The 14,777-nt window shown below is 72.9% G+C and carries 12 protein-coding genes; 3 read left to right on the forward strand and 9 right to left on the reverse strand.

The genetic code is table 11. The features are described 5' to 3' along the window. Positions 1 to 12: 12 nt before the first annotated feature. The 8 genes from murD to mraZ form a co-directional block, all read right to left on the reverse strand. The gene (gene murD, locus ACXJKA_RS10930; protein WP_456825228.1) at positions 13 to 1,443 is read right to left on the reverse strand and encodes a UDP-N-acetylmuramoyl-L-alanine--D-glutamate ligase; all 1,431 of its coding nucleotides are present in this window, start codon (positions 1,441 to 1,443) and stop codon (positions 13 to 15) included. Next, positions 1,444 to 2,526, reverse strand: a complete 1,083-nt coding sequence (gene mraY, locus ACXJKA_RS10935) for a phospho-N-acetylmuramoyl-pentapeptide-transferase (RefSeq protein WP_456825229.1) — start codon at positions 2,524 to 2,526, stop codon at positions 1,444 to 1,446. Then, on the reverse strand, positions 2,523 to 3,971 hold the full coding sequence (locus ACXJKA_RS10940) for a UDP-N-acetylmuramoyl-tripeptide--D-alanyl-D-alanine ligase (protein WP_456825230.1): 1,449 nt from the start codon (positions 3,969 to 3,971) through the stop codon (positions 2,523 to 2,525). Before ACXJKA_RS10940 ends, mraY begins: the two co-directional genes overlap by 4 nt. Next, entirely contained in the window at positions 3,968 to 5,545 is a 1,578-nt protein-coding gene (locus ACXJKA_RS10945; RefSeq protein ID WP_456825231.1) for a UDP-N-acetylmuramoyl-L-alanyl-D-glutamate--2,6-diaminopimelate ligase, read from the reverse strand. Before ACXJKA_RS10945 ends, ACXJKA_RS10940 begins: the two co-directional genes overlap by 4 nt. 49 nt (positions 5,546 to 5,594) lie before the next feature. After that, the gene (locus ACXJKA_RS10950) at positions 5,595 to 7,469 is read right to left on the reverse strand and encodes a peptidoglycan D,D-transpeptidase FtsI family protein (protein ID WP_456825232.1); all 1,875 of its coding nucleotides are present in this window, start codon (positions 7,467 to 7,469) and stop codon (positions 5,595 to 5,597) included. Continuing rightward, on the reverse strand, positions 7,466 to 7,741 hold the full coding sequence (locus ACXJKA_RS10955) for a hypothetical protein (RefSeq protein ID WP_456825233.1): 276 nt from the start codon (positions 7,739 to 7,741) through the stop codon (positions 7,466 to 7,468). The genes ACXJKA_RS10950 and ACXJKA_RS10955 overlap by 4 nt, the downstream gene beginning before the upstream one ends. Before the next feature lie 137 nt (positions 7,742 to 7,878). Beyond that, entirely contained in the window at positions 7,879 to 8,895 is a 1,017-nt protein-coding gene (gene rsmH / locus ACXJKA_RS10960) for a 16S rRNA (cytosine(1402)-N(4))-methyltransferase RsmH (RefSeq protein ID WP_456825234.1), read from the reverse strand. Between the two features lie 150 nt (positions 8,896 to 9,045). Then, positions 9,046 to 9,522 (reverse strand): division/cell wall cluster transcriptional repressor MraZ, encoded by a 477-nt coding sequence (mraZ, locus tag ACXJKA_RS10965; RefSeq protein ID WP_456825235.1) that lies wholly within the window; start codon positions 9,520 to 9,522, stop codon positions 9,046 to 9,048. Between the two features lie 359 nt (positions 9,523 to 9,881). On the opposite strand from mraZ, the gene ACXJKA_RS10970 reads away from it, so the two are divergent. Genes ACXJKA_RS10970 through ACXJKA_RS10980 form a run of 3 tightly spaced genes read left to right on the forward strand, consistent with a single transcriptional unit; the run spans position 9,882 to position 14,409 of the window. Continuing rightward, the gene (locus ACXJKA_RS10970; RefSeq protein WP_456825236.1) at positions 9,882 to 10,883 is read left to right on the forward strand and encodes an AAA family ATPase; all 1,002 of its coding nucleotides are present in this window, start codon (positions 9,882 to 9,884) and stop codon (positions 10,881 to 10,883) included. Then, the gene (locus ACXJKA_RS10975) at positions 10,883 to 12,130 is read left to right on the forward strand and encodes a DUF58 domain-containing protein (RefSeq protein ID WP_456825237.1); all 1,248 of its coding nucleotides are present in this window, start codon (positions 10,883 to 10,885) and stop codon (positions 12,128 to 12,130) included. Before ACXJKA_RS10970 ends, ACXJKA_RS10975 begins: the two co-directional genes overlap by 1 nt. Beyond that, positions 12,127 to 14,409, forward strand: coding sequence for a transglutaminase family protein (locus ACXJKA_RS10980; protein WP_456825238.1), 2,283 nt, complete (start codon positions 12,127 to 12,129; stop codon positions 14,407 to 14,409). The genes ACXJKA_RS10975 and ACXJKA_RS10980 overlap by 4 nt, the downstream gene beginning before the upstream one ends. On the opposite strand, the gene ACXJKA_RS10985 is transcribed toward ACXJKA_RS10980, so the two are convergent. Next, positions 14,354 to 14,758: a DUF3040 domain-containing protein gene (locus ACXJKA_RS10985; RefSeq protein ID WP_456825239.1), complete on the reverse strand. Its 405-nt coding sequence runs from the start codon at positions 14,756 to 14,758 to the stop codon at positions 14,354 to 14,356. The genes ACXJKA_RS10980 and ACXJKA_RS10985 overlap by 56 nt on opposite strands. Positions 14,759 to 14,777: the final 19 nt, after the last annotated feature.

Raw genomic sequence — 14,777 nt, forward strand, 5'->3', positions numbered from 1 at the left:
CCTCTGTGCGCCTCACGCGTCCCCGCCGAGCGCGCGCACGGCAGCGGCGAACTCCTCGCCCCGAGCGGCGTACGACGTGAACTGGTCCATCGACGCGCAGGCGGGGGCGAGCAGAACGGTGACCGCGTCGCTCGAGCCGGCGGCGAGCCGACTGGCCTCGTGCACGGCGCGGGTCATCACCGAGCCAGTCTCACCGGCGTCGACCTCGACCACGGGGACGTCGGGTGCGTGTCGGGCGAGTGCCTCACGCAACGGTGCGCGGTCCACCCCGATGAGGACGACGCCGCGGAGCCGGTCGCGTCGCGCCGCGACGAGCTCGTCGAACTGCGCACCCTTGGCCAGTCCGCCCGCGACCCAGACCACGCTGCCCGGCGCGAACGCGCCCAGCGCCGCGGCCGCCGCGTGCGCGTTGGTGGCCTTCGAGTCGTCGACGTAGGCCACGCCGTCGACCACGGCGACCGTGGCCAGYCGGTGCTCGCCGGGACCGTAGGCGCGCAGCCCGGCGCGGATCGCCGCCGGGGCGACGTCGTGCGCCAGCGCCAGCGAGGCGGCGGCCAGCGCGTTCGCGACGACGTGGGGCGGGACCGTGCCGTCGGGACCGGCCAGCTGGGCCAGGTCGTCGAGCGTGCCCAGCTCGGCGGCGTGCGTGTGCCGGAGCCGCGCGAACCCGCGGTCCACCAGGACGTCCTCKACGAGGCCGACCTGCCCGACCAGCGGGGTACCGAGCGTGAAGCCCACCGCCACGGCGCCGTCGACGACGTCCGCCTCGCGCACGAGCGACTCGGTCGCGGGATCGGCCAGGTTGTAGACGCAGGCCACCTGCGCGCGCTCGAAGATGCGGCCCTTGTCGGCTGCGTAGGCGTCGAGCGACCCGTGCCAGTCGAGGTGGTCCGGTGCGACGTTGAGCACCGCGGCCGCCTGGGCGGACATCGAGTGCGTGAAGTGCAGCTGGAAGCTCGACAGCTCCACGGCGAGGACGTCGAGCGTCGGGTCCGTCGCCGCGAGCACCACGGGCGTGCCGACGTTGCCGACGGCGACGGCGTTCTCGCCCGCGGCCCGCAGGATCGACTCCAGCATGCCGACGGTCGTCGTCTTGCCGTTGGTCCCCGTCACCGCGAGCCACGGCGCGGGGCCTCCGCCGGACGCCCGGTCGACGCGCACGTGCCACGCGAGCTCGACCTCGCTCCACACGGGCAGCCCGCGCGTCAGCGCCGCCGCGAGCAGCGGGTGGTGCGGCGGGAGTCCGGGCGACGCGACGACGAGGTCCGCGCGGTCCAGCACGGAACCCTCGAGCAGCTCGGCGGACCCGATGACGTCGTCGGCGTGGTCGTCGACAGGCACGACCCGTGCCCCGCGCGAGGCCAGGACCTCGACCGCGGCGCGTCCCGAGACCCCGAGCCCGGCGACCACCACCAGGGCGCCCTCCAGCACGAGCTCGGACACCTAGCCGGCCACCCACTCTGCGTAGAAGATGCCCACCCCGAGCGCGACGAACAGCCCGGCGATGATCCAGAACCGGATGACGATCGTCACCTCACCCCAGCCCGAGAGCTCGAAGTGATGATGCAGCGGTGCCATCTTGAACACCCGTTTACCGGTCAGCTTGAAGAAGCCGATCTGGATGACGTCCGAGAGCACCTCGAGCACGAACAGGCCACCGATGATCGCGGCGAGGATCTCGGTCCGGGACAGGATCGACAGGCCGGCGAGCGCGCCGCCCAGCGCCAGCGAGCCGGTGTCCCCCATGAAGATCTTGGCGGGGCTCGCGTTCCACCACAGGAACCCGAAGCAGGCGCCGGTGATGGCCGCCGCCACGACGGCGAGGTCCAGCGGGTCCCGCGTCTCGTAGCAGCGCGGACCCGCGCTGGCCAGGAACTGGCAGCTCTGGTTGAACTGCCACACCCCGACGATGACGTAGGCGCCGAACACGATGAGCGAGACGCCCGTCGCCAGGCCGTCGAGCCCGTCGGTGAGGTTGACCGCGTTCGACCAGGCCGTGATGAGGAAGTTCGCCCAGACGACGAACAGGATGATCCCGAGCGTCACGCCCCAGAACGCCAGGTCCAGGTTGGTGTCGCGGATGAACGAGATCCGCGTGGAGGCGGGCGTGCGGAACTTGTCGTTGGGGAACTGCAGCGCGGCGATCGCGAACGTGACGCCCACGATCCCCTGCCCGAGAATCTTCCACCGGGCCTTGAGCCCGAGGCTGCGCTGCCGGGAGATCTTGATGAAGTCGTCGAGGAACCCGACGATCCCCAGGCCCGTCATGAGGAACAGCACCAGGATGGCGGACGCGCTCGGCACCGTCTGGGTCGCGATGAGGCCACCGATCCAGCCCAGCAGGGTGGCGCCGATGATGACGACGCCGCCCATGGTCGGGGTGCCGCGCTTGGTGAAGTGCGCGGTCGGACCGTCCTGCCGGATGAACTGCCCGTACTGCTTGTGCACGAGGTACCGGATGAACAGGGGTGTGCCCAGCAGCGCGATGAGCATCGCCAGGCCGCCGGAGATCAGGACCGCTCTCATCGGGCGGCACCCGCGACCAGCTGGTCGCCCAGCTTCCAGAGGCCCGCGCCGTACGACGACTTCACCAGGACGACGTCGCCGGGCCGCAGCTCGCTCTCGAGGAACGCGGTGGCCACAGCCAGGTCGTCGGCGAGGACGACCTCGTCGCCCCAGGAGCCCTCGTGGTTGGCGCCGTCGCGGATCGCGCGCGCGCCCTCGCCCACCACGATCGTCAGACCGATGTTGAGCCGGACGCACAGGCGGCCGATCGCGTCGTGGGCCTCGCGCGCGTCGGCGCCGAGCTCGAGCATCTCGCCGAGCACCGCGATCGAGCGGCGGTCCCGCCCGGCCAGCACGGCCAACGCCTTGAGCGCCGCGCGCATGGAGTCGGGGTTCGCGTTGTAGGAGTCGTCCACGACGGTCACGCCGTCGGGCCGGTCGACCACGTGCATGCGGTGGGGGCTGAGCGCGTCCGCGGCGCTGAGGCCCGCGGCCACCTGGTCGAGGTCGAGACCGACGGCCAGGGCCGCGGCGGCCGCGCCGAGCGCGTTGTGCACGTGGTGCTCGCCGACGAGCCGCAGCTCGACCTCGGCCGTCCGGTCGTCGCCGCGGTCGACGAGGGTGAACCGCGCGCGGCCGGCGCGATCGAGGCGCACGTCGCGGGCGCCGACGGTCGCCTGCGGGGCGGCGCCGAACGTGATGACGTCGCCGGGCGCGAGGGAAGCCATGGCGGACACGCGGGGGTCGTCCGCGTTGAGCACCGCGACACCGTCCGAGACCAGGCCCTGCACGATCTCGGACTTGGCCACGGCGACCGCGTCGATGCCGCCGAAGCCCCCCAGGTGCGCGTGGCCGACGATGAGGACCACGGCCACATCGGGCGGCGCGATGTCCGTGAGGTACGTGAGGTGCCCGGGACCGCTGGCGCCCATCTCGAGCACCAGGAACCGCGTCGACTCGTCGGCGCGCAGCACCGTCAGCGGCAGCCCGATCTCGTTGTTGAACGACCGCACCGGGGCGATCGTCGGACCGACGCTCCCGCACAGCTGCGCGAGCAGGTCCTTGGTCGTGGTCTTGCCGACGGAGCCCGTGATGCCGACGACGCGCAGCTCGCTGCCACCCGGCTCGTGCGACGCGTCGCGCAGGCGCTCGAGCACCACGCGCGCGAGGTCACCCAGCGCCTTCTCGACGTCGGAGACGACGACGCTCGGCAGCACCGCGCCGCCGGGTCCGACCACGTCGCGGGCGGCGAGCACGAGCGCGGCACCCCCGGCCACCGCCACCGCGGCGTACTCGTGGCCGTCGACGTGCTCGCCGGCCAACGCGACGAAGAGGCCGCCCGTGACGTCGTCACGCGAGTCGACGACGACGGGCCCGCTCACGACGAGGGCCGGGTCTGTGGCGGCCGCTCCGCGCAGCACGCCACCGGTCGCGGCCGCGATCTCGGCCGCGGTGAGGGCGATCACGCGTGCTGCTCCTGACGGGCGAGGCGTGCCGCGATCAGCACGTCACGGTCGTTGTACCGGTGGAACACGCCGGCGATCTCCTGTGTCGGTTCGTGGCCCTTGCCCGTGATGATCACGGTGTCCTGCTCGGCGGCGAGGTCGAGGGCGTCGCGGATGGCCTGCGCGCGGCTGGTGGCCTCGTGCACGTCGACCAGGTCCGGCCGCTGCGACCGGACTCCGTCGAGGATGGCGGATCGGATGGCGGACGGCTCCTCGGAACGGGGATTCTCGTCGGTGACGACGATCACGTCAGCCAGCCGCGCGGCGATCTCGCCCATGATCGGACGCTTCCCCTGGTCGCGGTCCCCGTCCGAGCCGAACACGATGACGAGCCGGCCGGGCGTGATCGGGCGCACCGCGTCGAGCGCCAGGACCAGCGCGTCGGGCGTGTGCGCGTAGTCGACGATGGCCAGCGGGAACCCGTCGCCCCGCTCGATCACGCGCTCCATGCGCCCCGGGATCTCGTGCGCGACGGCCACGGCGGCGATCGCCACGTCGAGGTCCACGCCGGCCGCGTGCGCGAGCACGATCGCCAGCGCGGCGTTGGAGACGTTGACCATCCCCGGCAGCGGGCTCGCGGCGACGTGCTCGACGCCGTCCGGGCCGCGCAGCGTGAAGCTCGACCCGACACCGTCCAGGCCGATGTCGGCGGCGACGACGGCCCAGTCGGCGTCGGCGCCCTCGGGCGCCCCGACGTGCGTCGCGACCGACTCGACCGGGATCGGGGACTCGGCCGCGAGCCGGCGGCCCCACTCGTCGTCGACCACGACCACGCCGCGGCGCGCCTGACCGAGCGCGAACAGGCGCGACTTGTCGCGGAAGTAGCCCTCCATGTCGCCGTGGAAGTCGAGGTGGTCGCGCTGCAGGTTGGTGAACCCGACGACATCGAACGTCAGGCCGTGCACCCGACCGAGCGCGAGCGCGTGCGACGACACCTCCATCGACAGCGCGGTGGCCCCCCGCTCGACCCCCAGCGCGAGGATCGCCTGCAGCGCGGGCGCCTCGACGGTGGTGCGCGGGCTCTCGACCGCGTCGGGGCCGATGCGGAGCTCGACGGTGCCCAGCACGACGGTCGTCGAGTGCGCGGCGCGCAGGGCCGCGTCGAGGAAGTAGGAGGTCGTGGTCTTGCCGTTCGTGCCCGTGACGCCGACCGCGACCAGCCGCTCGCCCGGCGCGTCGTGCGCCCACGCGGCCACGGGACCGGCGATGGCGCGCGGGTCCGGGGCGACCAGCACCGCGACGCGGTCGGACAGGCCGGCGGCGTCCAGGTGCGCCAGGCCGGCTTCGTCCGTGAGCACCGCCACGGCACCGGCGTCCACGGCCTGGTCCGCATAGGTGGCTCCGTGCACCTTGAAACCGGTGACGGCGACGAACACGTCGCCGGGCTCGACGTCACCGCTGGCCAGCGTCACGCCGGTCAGGACGGAGTCGGCCGGCAGCGGGAGCCCGTGCGTGACCAGGCCGAACGTCGAGACGAGGTCGGCGACCCGATGGGCCGCGGGATGCAGCGGGCGCATCCGAGCGGGGGTCGTCATGGGGAGAATCTACCCCGGGCGTGGTCACCGGACGTCCGGTGCGGGGCCGTCACCACGTCGTCGGGAAGAGCGTCCCGGTGGTGCCGGAGGGGGCCACCCCGAGCTCGCTGAGCGTGTATCCGGCCACGTCCGAGAACACCGGTGCGGCGACCGTGCCGCCGTAGATCGAGGTCTTCGGGTTGTGCAGGATCACCGCGACCGCGATGCGCGGGTCGTCCGCGGGCGCGACGCCGATGAACGAGGCGGTGATGCCCTTCGACCAGTTCTCCGCCGTCCCCGTCTTGCCGGCCACCTGGTAGCCAGGGATCGCGGCACTCGCGCCCGTGCCGTCGTCGACGACGCTCTGCATCATGGTGAGCACGGTCTTGGCCGTCTCGGGCGAGACCACCTGGGTCTTCGCCGCCGCGGCGACCGGCGTGTAGGTGCCGTCGGGCGAGGTCCAGCCCTTGATGATGTGCGGCTGCACCCGGACGCCGCCGTTGGCGATGGTCGCGAACACCTGCGTCGCCTGGATCGCCGTGACGGACACCCCCTGCCCGAACAGGACCGCGTACTTGGTGCGGCCGTCCCAGGCGTCGACGGGGTGCAGGATGCCGTTCGACTCCCCCGGCATCTCGATCCCGGTCTTGGCGCCGAAGCCGAACTTCGCCATGTAGTCGTACCGCGTCTGGGCGGGCAGGTTCTGGCCGATCATCACGGTGCCGGTGTTCGAGGACTCGGCCAGCACGCCCGTGGTGGTCAGGCGCAGCACGCCGTGCTCGTGCGAGTCCTTGAAGGTCTGGTTGTTCTCGGTCGTGTACTGGTACGGCACCTCCCACTGCGACAGCGGGTCGGCGACGTGGTTCTCGAGGATGGCGGACATCGTGATGACCTTGCCCGTCGAGCCCGGCTCGAACACGTCCGAGACGGCGCTGGACAGCGATCCCGACGCCTCCCCCGGGTGGTTGGGGTCGACGGATCCCGAATCGGCCAGGGCGTAGATCTCGCCGGTCGTGGAGTCCAGGACGATGAGCGAGCCCGAGTCCGATCCGGTCGCGGCGACCTGCGCGTCGAGCGCCGACTGCGCCTTCCACTGGATGTCGGACTTGATCGTGAGCTGCACCGAGTCGCCCTGCCGAGCCGGCGTGTCCTTGGTGTACCCGCCGGGGATCGCCTGCCCCTTGCGGCCGCGCTCGTACACCTCGCTCCCGGCCGTGCCCGTCAGGCGCGGGTCGAGGGACGCCTCGAGGCCCGCGAGCCCGACGCCGTTCGAGTTGACGAAGCCGATGACGTTGCCGGCGAGCGTGTTGTTCGGGTAGACCCGCTCGGCCACGCGGTCGACGTTCACGCCGTTGATCCCGAGCTTGCGGATCTCGCGGGCGACCTCGGGCAGCACACCCTTGCGGATGTAGACGAAGGAACGGTCGCCGACCAGCGTCCCGCCCAGCTCGGCCGCGTTCATGCCCAGCAGGGGTGCCAGCGTCGCGGCCACGCCCACGGCCCCGTCGGGCACCGCGGGGTTCGTCGTGCCCTTGAACTTCGCGATCAGCTTCTGGTTCACCGAGATGTCGTAGCGCTCGACCGAGGTCGCCAGCGGGTTGCCGTCGGCGTCCGTGATCTGGCCGCGCCCGCCGATGAGGGTGATCGAGGTCAGCCGGGCGTTGCGCGCCTGCTCGGCGATGCTCGACCCCCGCAGCCCTTGGACGTAGACGAGGCGCCCGCCGAAGACGGCGAGCGCCAGGACCACGAGAGCCGTCAGGAACGCCATGCGCCGGCGCGAGCCCGGCCGCACCGGTCCCACCGGCGGCCCACCGCGGGTGCCCGGGGGAACCTCGACCGTGCGCTGGCGCGGCACGGTGGCGCCMGGCGCGCGGTTGGTCGACGCCGGGCGACGCGTGCCGGTCTGCTCGCTGCGGGCGCGCGGGCGCGCGACCGGTGTGGTCATCCGCCCGCTCCGGCCGGCTCGGGCGTGCCCTGCACGCTGCCGTCGGAGAGGCGCAGCCAGCCCGTGCCGTTGGTGGGGACCATGCCGAGCGCGGCCGCGGCCCCGGCCAGCTGCGTGGGCGACGCCTTCGCGTCGAGCTGCGCGGTCAGGTCCTGCTCGTCCTGGTTCAGCCGGCCCAGCTCGTTCGACAGGTCGTACTTGGCGTACGCGGTCGCCGCCATGGACGTGTTGAGCAGCAGCGCGGACAGGAGCGCACCGGCGAGAACGGCCATGCAGGCAAGGATGAACGGAACTCGCGTCCTGGCGTGCTCCGGCGCGCGGACGACGCGAAGTCTTGGTGCGGGTGCACTTGCGGTGCGCGGGCGGGACGGGGCCGGGTAGGCGGTTGCTCGGGCAGCGGACTGGGCGCTCATGCTGCCCTCCTTCCGGTGTGGCGTGGCGTGAGGTGGTCGGGCGTGGGGCGGATCCGTTCGGCGGCACGGAGACGGACGGACTGCGAGCGCGGGTTGTGCGCCAGCTCGTCCTCGTCGGCCTCCTCGGCGCCCCGCGTGACCAGGCGCAGGAACGGCGCGTGCGTCTCGGGCTCGACGGGGAGGTCGGGCGGCGCGCTGGAGGTCGCACCGACGGCGAGCGCGCGCTTGACCGCGCGGTCCTCGAGCGAGTGGTACGACTCGACGACGATCCGACCGCCGACCGCGAGCGCCTCGATCGACTGCGGCAGCGCGCGCTCCAGCACCTCGATCTCCCCGTTCACCTCGATGCGCAGGGCCTGGAACGTGCGCTTGGCGGGGTTTCCCCCGGTCTTGCGCGTCGCGGCGGGGATGTTGGCCCGCACGATGCTCACCAGCTCGCCGGTGCGCTCGAGCGGCCGGCGGGCTCGCTGGGCGACGATCGCCCGGGCGATGCGCGGCGCGAACCGCTCCTCGCCGTAGACCCGCAGGATCCGCGCGAGCTCACCCTCGTCGTAGGTGTTGAGCACGTCCGCGGCGGTCTGGCCCGTCGTCGCGTCCATGCGCATGTCGAGCGGGGCGTCGGCCGAGTAGGAGAACCCGCGCTCGCGCTCGTCGAGCTGCAGCGAGGAGACGCCGAGGTCCATGAGCACGCCCTGGACCTTGTCGATGCCCAGCCGGGCCAGCACGTCGTTGATCTCGTCGTAGATGGCGTGCACGCCCGTGAACCGGTCGCCGAACGGGGAGAGCCGGCGCCCCGCCAGCTCGAGCGCCTGGGTGTCGCGGTCCAGCCCGACCACCCGGACGTGCGGGAAGGCCTGCAGGACGCCCTCGGTGTGGCCGCCCATGCCCAGGGTCGAGTCGACCATCACGGGGTTCTCGACCTCGAACGCCGGGGCGAGCAGGTCGAGGCAGCGCTGCAGCAGCACCGGGGTGTGGCGGGACGCCGCGTCGTCGGGCGTCTGCTGCTCGGTCATCGCTGCTCCCTCCCCAGGGCGTGATGTGTGTGGTCGGGCGGCCCCTCCGCCGTCCGACCAGATCCCCCACCGACCCTCTGACGCCGGGGAAGTGCGTCAGAGATTCGGGAGGAGGTCTCACCGGGCGACGATGCGTGCGGGCTGTGCGGTCTAGAAGGGTCCGTTCGGGAAGACCTCCTCCGCGGTGTCGGCGTACCCCGCCTCCTGCTCGGCCAGGTACGTCTCCCACGCGGTGAGGTCCCAGATCTCGACTCGGGTACCCGTGCCGATGACGGCGACGTCGCGCTCGAGGCCCGCGTACTTGCGGAGCATCGGCGGGATAGAGATGCGTCCCTGCTTGTCGGGCAGCTCGTCGCTGGCACCGGACAGGAACACGCGGAGGTAGTCGCGGGCCTGACGGCTGGTGACCGGGGCCTGACGGAGCTGGTCGTGCATGCGGCGGAACTCGTCCATCGGGAGCAGGAACAGGCAGCGCTCCTGACCTCGGGTCATCACGAGACCCGGGGCCAGCTGGCCGCGGAACTTGGCCGGAAGGATGAGCCGCCCCTTCTCGTCCAGGCGCGGGGTGTACGTCCCGAGGAAGGGCGCGAACGAGCCGAAGGCGCCGGACGTCGCTTCATACGACACCTCGCCTCCCTCTGCTCCCCCGAACGTGAGACTCCCTGCCTCACCACGTGCCTCCACGGTACTCCACTTCACTCCACCTGCCACCGCAGAAGGCCATGATTCACCCGATCGAGAGAACAAAACCGCAGGTCAGAGCAGGTGGAGCGAAGTGGAGGGGATCGGCCGTCGCCACCCCTCCCGGGGCGTGTCGGACAGGCTCCTGAGGCGTCGATCCCGGAGGGATCAGGCGAATCGCCCCACCTGGACCCCCGTCCGGCGCTCGACCGGGTGGGTGGTGGAGCGAAGTGGGGGTGCCGTGGGCGATGAACAACGCGCGCCTGACCTTTAGGCTCGGAGCCAGTTCCGCCAAAGGAGGCGTCATGCTGCAGGCTGTCCCGTCGTCGAGCGAGCTCGAGGACGTCGTCGCGACCACGCAACGGATGCGGGCCGCCATCGAGGGTGTGGTGACCGGCCGCCCCGAGCTGGTCCGGGTCACCGTGGCCGTCCTGCTCGCCGAGGGGCACCTGCTCCTCGAGGACGTCCCCGGCGTCGGCAAGACGACGCTGGCCAAGGCGCTGGCCAAGACCATCGACTGCACGGTCGGCCGGATCCAGTTCACCCCGGACCTGCTGCCGTCCGACCTCACCGGCGTCAACATCTTCCGGTCGCAGACCCACGAGTTCGAGTTCCGGCCCGGCCCCGTCTTCGCGCACGTCGTCATCGGCGACGAGATCAACCGCGCCTCCCCCAAGACGCAGTCCGCGCTCCTCGAGTGCATGCAGGAGGCGCAGGCCACGGTCGACGGCCGCACGTACCCCCTGCCCCGACCGTTCCTCGTCGTCGCGACGCAGAACCCCGTGGAGATGGAGGGCACGTACCCGCTGCCCGAGGCCCAGCGCGACCGGTTCATGGCCCGCCTGACGGTGGGCTACCCGAGCATCGAGTCCGAGCTCGACATGCTCGACCTGCAGGAGACGTCGGACCCCCTGGACAGCCTGCACTCCGTCACCGACGCCGCCCAGGTCAAGTCGCTCATCGAGACCACGCGCCGCCTCTTCGCCGCGCCGGCGGTGAAGCGCTACGTGGTCGACCTGGTCACCGCCACGCGCGAGGACCAGGGCCTGCGGCTCGGCGCCTCCCCGCGCGCCGCGATCCAGCTGCTGCGTGCGGCCAAGTCGCTCGCCGCGATGGACGGCCGCGACCACGTGCTCCCCGACGACGTCCAGCAGCTCGGTGTGCCCGTCCTCGCCCACCGCCTGCTGCCCAGCACGGAGTCGCGCCTGTCCGGGCGCAGCACCTCCGACATCGTCACCGACATCCTCGACCGCATTCCCCTCCCGTCCGCGGCGGGCACGGCGCGCTCGCGCCGCGCTATCGGCTGATGCGCCTCCGCCCCACCCCCCGCGGCTGGGCGATCGGCGTCGCCGGCCTGGTGGCGCTGCAGCTCGGCGTCGTGCTGGGTGCTGTCGACCTCGTGCGCATCGGCACGCTCGCGGTGCTGCTCGTGGTCGGGGCGGCCGTCGGTGTGGGGCTGCTCGACCCGGCCCGCGGCAAGCACCGGCTGGGCGTGCAGCGGCACGCGACCCCGAATCCCGTGCACGCGGGCGACGAGGCGCAGATCGAGGTGACGATCGCCGCGACCGACCCGGCCGCTCGCGTCCGGCTGGCGGGTCTGAAGTTCGCCGAGCAGGCCGCCACCGAGCTCTCCGGCGGTCGCCCGCTGCGCGCACGCGTCAGCCGGGCGCCGCGCCGGGTCACCGTCACGTACGCGGTGCAGGCGGCACGACGAGGGCGCTGGCCGCTCGGCCCGCTTGTCGTGACCCGCAGCGACCCCTTCGGCGTGGTCCGCACGTCCGCCACGCTCGGCGAGCAGGCCGAGGTGGCGGTGTGGCCCGCTGTGGTCCCCCTGCCGACCCCGGGCGATGTCCTGGTCGGCGAGCCCGACCGCGTCGCGCTGGGGGCCCGCACACCGTCCACCGACGACGCGTCGCTGCGCGACTACCGCGAGGGTGACGACCTGCGGCGCGTGCACTGGAGCAGCAGCGCGCGCAAGGGCGCGCTCATGGTGCGCTCCGACGAGCGCGCCGGCATGCGCCCTGTCTCCGTGCTGCTCGACCTGCCCGCCCGAGTCTCCAGCCTGGAGTGGTCGATCTCGCTCGCCGCATCCATGTCGTTGGCCATGCTCGACGGTGGCCACCCGGTCCGGCTGGTGAGCGGCCTGCGCGAGGACGCCCGCGTCTACCCGCTGGCCTTCGTGCACAACCGCACGGGGCCGGGCGCCCGCAACGCCGTGCTCGACCGCACGATCGACCTCGAGGCCCCCCGCACCGCCGCGCAGGGCGAGGCGGAGCTCGTCGCCGCCGCGCACCTCCTGCAGACCACCGACGCGGGCGGGGAGATCGTCCTCGCCGTCCTCGGCCCGCTCGGCGCCCGCGCTCGTGCCGCCCTCGCCCACGTCGCCGACAACGCCCAGGCCTGGGCCGTGGTCCGGTCCGACACTCCCGCGCACGAGACCGAGGCGGAGCACACCGTGAAGGCGCTGCGACGGGCGGGCTGGCGGGCGTGCCGCGTGACGCCGGGCGAACCGATCGTCGACTGCTGGCTGCGGCTCCTGGGGTCGGCGACATGACCGGCCGACCGCAGCGCATCCCCCGCGGCCCCCGCGCCGCGCTCGGCTCAGCCCTGTGCGCGGCCGCGACCTGCGCGAGCCTGTTCGCGCTCACCGGCCTGATCGCCCGCGGCGCCTGGCTCGCCGCGACCTGGGTGATCGTGCTGGTGGTCGCCGCGATCGTCATCGGCGTGCGCGCCGTGACACGGTCCTGGTGGGCCCCCACGCTCGTCGGCGCGGTCGTGGCCGCCGGCACGATCCTGGTGCGCTACGGCGCGCCCCCGGGACGCCTGCAGGTGCTGCCCGACGGCGGCTCTCTCGAGCGGACGATGGCGACCGCGCGCGAGGGCGTCGCCGTCATCAACGCGTCTCTCGTGCCGATGCCCGGCGTCCGCCCCGCGGAGCTGCTGGTCGTCGTCGGCGCGGTCGCCGTCTTCCTCGTCGCCGACCTCGTCGCGATCGGGCTCGGCATGCCCGCCTTCGCCGGGATCGCATTCGCGGGACTCTGGGTTCCGGCGATCCTTCTCGGCTTCCCGGCGAGCGGCTGGGCGATCGCGTGGACCGCGTTCTTCTACCTCCTGCTGCTCGCGTTGAGCGCCGCGCCGGCGTCGGCCCACAGCGACCGCGGGCGGCGGGTCACGGTCGCCGTCGTCTCCTCGCTGTCGCTCATCGTCGCCACCCTGCTGGCCGGTCCGGCCGTCGCCGCGTTCCCCGGGTGGGCGAGCATGAGCATGCCCACCTTCGGCAGCGGACCGATCGGCCCGATGTCGCTCAGCGACAATCTGGACCTGCGCAAGAGCCTCGGCTCACGGTCCGGGCAGGTCGTCCTTCGGTACTCCGTCACCCCAGTCGCGGCGGAGGCCGCGGTGGCCGACGAGCCGAGCCCTACCCCTTCGACGGCCAGCGTCACCGCCGCGGCCGTCGGCCCGCTGCGCGCCTTCACGCTCACCACCTTCGACGGCAAGACGTGGGACCGCACGGAGAGCACCGAGCTCGAGCCATGGGACCCGGCGACGCTCCTGTCCTCCGACCCGGCCGTCCGGGGCACGCTGCCGGACGCCTCGCGCGGGACGCTCGGGGACGTCCAGGTGGAGGTCGCCGGGCTGCGTGAGCGACGGCTGCCCATCAGCACGTTCCCGCGCACGGTCGACGTCCGGGGCTCGTGGGAGTACGACGCCGCGCGCGACGAGGTCGTCGGCCGGCGCGGCACGTTCGACGGCATGACGTACGCGATGACGGTCGAGATCCCGTCCCTGACCGCCGAGGACCTCGCCGACACCGAGGTGGGCGACCCCGGCGACGCCGGCGCCTCGCTCGCCGTCCCGCAGACCAGGCACACCCAGGAGATCACCGACCTCGCGGAGGAGATCACCGCGGACGCGGACACCCCGTACGAACAGGCGATGGCCCTGCAGACGTACTTCCGGGCGACGACGAACTTCACCTACGACATCCGCGTGCCCCCGTCGCGCTCGGACGACACCGTCTGGAACTTCCTGCAGTCGAAGAAGGGGTACTGCGTCCACTTCTCCACCGCGATGGCGATGATGGCCCGCACCCTCGGCATCCCCGCGCGGGTGGGCGTCGGCTTCCTGCCGGGCGAGTCCGACCGCAACGGGTCCTACATCGTCACCGGGCACGAGTCGCACGCCTGGCCCGAGCTGTTCTTCGAGGGCTACGGCTGGGTGCGCTTCGAGCCGACGCCCGCCGTGCAGACCGGGGCCCCGCCGCGATGGAGCGACCCGTTCCAGGGCATCTCGGCGCAGGGCGACACACCCGACAACTTGGTGCCGTCGTCCCGCCCGCTCGCCAGCGCCCCGGCGACGACCAACAACCAGCCGGCCGCGGGCGCGGCAGACGACGCCGGCCGCGCGTGGGTCCCCGTCGGGATCACCGTCGCGATCGTGCTCGCCCTCGCCTCGGTCGGGCTGGCGGTCGTCCGCCGCCGCACCCGGTTCCGCGCCGACCTCACGCCGGAGCGCGCCTGGCTGCGGGCCCGGAAGCGACTCGCCGCCCGTGGGGTCACGTGGACGGACTCGGACACGCCTCGCACCGTCGTCGCCTCGGTCCAGGACCAGCTCCAGCAGCTTGCCGGGTCACCGTTGACCGGGGCTCCTGCGGACGCGCTCGTCAACCTGGCACGAACGGTCGAGCGCGATCGTTACGCGCCGCTGCAGCCCGAGGTGGATCCGGCCCTGCTGGCCGGATGGGTGGACGAGCTGATGTCCGGGGTCGAGAGCCTGCTCAGCGACCGCTCTCGCCGCGCCGACGTTCCCAGCGCTCCTCGAGACGGCTCATGAAGCTGCTGCGCTGACGAGCGGGCGACGAGGGCGGCTTCACCTTGCCGTCACCCTGCACGACGCCCTGCGGTCCCGAACGACGCCCGGACCCGCGGCGGGGGTCGGCGAAGGCGAAGGCCACCGCGGCGAACATCACGACAAAGCCGACGACGCCCAGCCATGCGTGGCTGTTCGCCGCGCCGAGCACGAGCAGCAGCAGACCGACTGACGCACCGACTCCCGCGATGACGTAGCGGCCGAACGGGCGATGCCCGCGCTGAGTCAGCGTGTTCGCGAGTCGAGGATCGTCAGTAGTCAGCTGCCGTTCCATCTGCTCGAGCACGCGCTGCTCGTACTCCGAGAGAGGCATCCTGACCCCCGTTGTCAGC

This window comes from Cellulomonas sp. P5_E12, from assembly GCF_054049315.1.

What these genes read in the sequence shown, in the direction of transcription:
- ACXJKA_RS10945 (WP_456825231.1), bottom strand. Translation starts at nt 5,545, where the DNA reads ATGACGACCCCCGCTCGGATGCGCCCGCTGCATCCCGCGGCCCATCGG.
- ACXJKA_RS10975 (WP_456825237.1), top strand. Translation starts at nt 10,883, where the DNA reads ATGCGCCTCCGCCCCACCCCCCGCGGCTGGGCGATCGGCGTCGCCGGC.
- ACXJKA_RS10970 (WP_456825236.1), top strand. Translation starts at nt 9,882, where the DNA reads ATGCTGCAGGCTGTCCCGTCGTCGAGCGAGCTCGAGGACGTCGTCGCG.
- ACXJKA_RS10985 (WP_456825239.1), bottom strand. Translation starts at nt 14,758, where the DNA reads ATGCCTCTCTCGGAGTACGAGCAGCGCGTGCTCGAGCAGATGGAACGG.
- mraY (WP_456825229.1), bottom strand. Translation starts at nt 2,526, where the DNA reads ATGAGAGCGGTCCTGATCTCCGGCGGCCTGGCGATGCTCATCGCGCTG.
- ACXJKA_RS10980 (WP_456825238.1), top strand. Translation starts at nt 12,127, where the DNA reads ATGACCGGCCGACCGCAGCGCATCCCCCGCGGCCCCCGCGCCGCGCTC.
- ACXJKA_RS10955 (WP_456825233.1), bottom strand. Translation starts at nt 7,741, where the DNA reads ATGGCCGTTCTCGCCGGTGCGCTCCTGTCCGCGCTGCTGCTCAACACG.
- rsmH (WP_456825234.1), bottom strand. Translation starts at nt 8,895, where the DNA reads ATGACCGAGCAGCAGACGCCCGACGACGCGGCGTCCCGCCACACCCCG.